Raw genomic sequence first — 2,881 nt, 5'->3', positions numbered from 1 at the left:
GCGTCATCGTTGACCACCATCGCGAGCAGGCTCGCTCCTACAGGGGGGGGGCGGTGTTTGTTGAATCGCAGGCAAAAAAAACGCCCCGAACCAGTCGGGGCGTCAGATGTGCAGCGTTGCGGTTAGCTTTTTATCCGGTCCGCAACGGCTGATATCTCAAGCGAAGCCGATCAGTGGAACTGTTCTTCTTCGGTCGAACCGGTCAGTGCGGTTACCGAAGACGAGCCACCCTGGATCACGGTGGTCATGTCGTCGAAGTAGCCGGTGCCCACTTCCTGCTGGTGAGCCACGAAGGTGTAACCCTTGGCAGCGTCGGCGAATTCCTGCTCTTGCAGCTTCACGTAGGCAGTCATGTCGTTGCGGGCGTAGTCGTGCGCCAGGTTGAACATGCTGTGCCACATGTTGTGAATGCCGGCCAGGGTGATGAACTGGTGCTTGTAGCCCATGGCGGACAGTTCGCGCTGGAACTTGGCGATGGTCGCGTCGTCCAGGTTTTTCTTCCAGTTGAAGGAAGGCGAGCAGTTGTAGGACAGCAGTTGGTCCGGGTATTCCTTCTTGATCGCTTCAGCGAAGCGACGGGCTTCTTCCAGGTCCGGCTTGGCGGTTTCGCACCAGATCAGGTCGGCGTACGGCGCGTAGGCCAGGCCGCGAGCGATGGCCTGGTCCAGACCGGCACGAACCTTGTAGAAACCTTCCTGGGTACGTTCGCCAGTCACGAATGGCTGGTCGTACGGGTCGCAGTCGGAAGTCAGCAGGTCAGCGGCGTTGGCGTCGGTACGAGCCAGGATGATGGTCGGAGTACCGGCAACGTCAGCCGCCAGGCGGGCAGCGGTCAGCTTCTGTACGGCTTCCTGGGTAGGAACCAGTACCTTGCCGCCCATGTGGCCGCATTTCTTCACGGAAGCCAGCTGGTCTTCGAAGTGAACGCCGGCGGCGCCTGCTTCGATCATGCTCTTCATCAGCTCGTAAGCGTTCAGTACGCCGCCGAAACCGGCTTCGGCGTCAGCCACGATGGGTGCGAAGTAGTCGATGTAGCCTGTGTCGCCCGGGTTCTTGCCGGCTTTCCACTGGATCTGGTCGGCGCGACGGAACGCGTTGTTGATGCGCTTGACCACGGTAGGAACCGAGTCCACCGGGTACAGCGACTGGTCCGGGTACATCGATTCGGCGGAGTTGTTGTCCGCAGCCACTTGCCAGCCCGACAGGTAGATCGCCTGGATACCGGCTTTGACTTGTTGTACAGCCTGGCCGCCAGTCAGGGCGCCCATGCAGTTGACGAAATCTTTCTCAGGACGGAAGGCCGGCTTGGCACCCTGGGTGACCAGGTTCCACAGCTTCTCGGCGCCCATTTTTGCAAAAGTGTGCTCAGGTTGAACCGAGCCACGCAGGCGGACGACGTCAGCAGCGGAGTAAGTGCGTGTCACGCCTTTCCAGCGCGGGTTCTCAGCCCAGTCTTTTTCGAGGGCTGCAATTTGCTGTTCGCGTGTCAGTGCCATGGGAGATAAACCTCGTCGCGTCTTTATGAAAAGTTGTTCTGCGGTGGAAAATTCCTGCGCTCGCTGACCAGAGGCTTAAGCGGTCAGGTCGGATTCGGCGGGGAGGGCGACGGGATGAACGATCGGCTCGAGGGGAAGTGAGCAGGTAAAGGCGAACTGCGGGCGCATTCGGGCGTCGTGGGCCTTGGTACGAACATCAGTGTGCTGCCGGGTTACCTAATTACGCTTCCGTCCCTCGGGACAACTTCGTTCCAGTCGACAACCTCGTCAAACACACCTTGTGGGCGGTACAGACACGAAGCGGTTCGCGGGGGTAGGTTGCGAACATCGCCTCGAAGGCCCTTGCCAGGGCCCCTGATTAGCGGGAGCGAGGCCATCATGCCTTCGCTTTTTTGGCTCGTCAAACGTTTTGTAGTGCTTTTTTTCGAGCACTACATCTTTGGTCTAATACGACTCGTCAGTCAGTTTTTGGTGCTTTAGTCCAGGGTGTCGACTTTCACCCGCAAAGTCATGTCGTTGCGGCTCTGGGTCGAGTAGCTGCGGGTCAGGCCCTGTTTATCGGCCTGGGTCTGGCCATTGACCCCGGCCAGCAGGATCCACTCGCCGAGGTGGCCGGTGACGGTTGTGTCGGTGCTTTGCACGTTCACTACATCGGGACGTTCCTGGCTCATGCGGTCACGGTTGGTACTGATCGACAGGTGAACGATGTCGCCGGTGACGTTTGCGGTGACGTAGAAACCCTGGGTGACATTGCGATACTCGGTCTGGCTGCTGTAGCCGCCATAGGAATCGCTCTGGCTGCTGGTGATCGGCACGCTCTGGCCGACCTGGATCAGGGCCGGTGCGCCTTCGCTGGCCTGAACCTGCTGAATGCCGCCGTCGCGGCTGTCGGTGCTGTAGTTGATGATGCGGGTCTGGCCTGGCTTGGCGCCGTTCACCGCTTGACCCTGGTTACCCTGGAAGTTGCTGTCGCTGGTATCGACGGTGATCAGCAGCCGCTTGGGTGCCGTGTCGAGTTGCGAAAGAAGGGCTTTAAGTTCGTCGATCTTGCGCTGATCGGCGTTGACAATCAGTTGGCTGCCGTAGGCGCTGACCTGGCCTTCCTTGCCGACGAAATCCTGCGCCACGGGCAGCAGGTCGGTGCTGGTGTGGTATTGGAGGGGGATGATTTCTGTGGCAGCCATCACCGAAAAACTGCAGCCGAGCAGCAGGGTAGTGAGCAGGGTGCGTAGGGACATGTCCGTTATCTCCGCGTTCTAAGGGCTTGATGTTGCCACTTTGTCGGCCCTGGGTTTGTAGGAGCGAGCTTGCTCGCGATGGTCTTGAGAACGCCGCGGGGTGTCAGGCTTCCAGCATTATCGTTCACGCCCATCGCGAGCATGCTC

At 59.6% G+C, this 2,881-nt stretch carries 2 protein-coding genes; both read right to left on the bottom strand.

Annotated features, from left to right (window positions below):
- Positions 1 to 170: 170 nt before the first annotated feature.
- Entirely contained in the window at positions 171 to 1,496 is a 1,326-nt protein-coding gene (gene aceA / locus PMI31_RS25365; protein ID WP_008022232.1) for an isocitrate lyase, read from the bottom strand.
- A 476-nt stretch (positions 1,497 to 1,972) separates the two neighbouring features.
- On the bottom strand, positions 1,973 to 2,734 hold the full coding sequence (locus PMI31_RS25360; protein ID WP_008022230.1) for a secretin N-terminal domain-containing protein: 762 nt from the start codon (positions 2,732 to 2,734) through the stop codon (positions 1,973 to 1,975).
- Between the last annotated feature and the right edge of the window lie 147 nt (positions 2,735 to 2,881).

The organism is Pseudomonas sp. GM55, assembly GCF_000282395.1.
Lineage (GTDB): Bacteria > Pseudomonadota > Gammaproteobacteria > Pseudomonadales > Pseudomonadaceae > Aquipseudomonas > Aquipseudomonas fluorescens_CC.
Note: the sequence above shows the minus strand (reverse complement) of the source record. Positions and strands in the feature narration are given on the sequence as shown.

Excerpts from the sequence above, each read along its gene's own strand:
- aceA (WP_008022232.1), bottom strand. The coding sequence starts at position 1,496 with ATGGCACTGACACGCGAACAGCAAATTGCAGCCCTCGAAAAAGACTGG.
- PMI31_RS25360 (WP_008022230.1), bottom strand. The coding sequence starts at position 2,734 with ATGTCCCTACGCACCCTGCTCACTACCCTGCTGCTCGGCTGCAGTTTT.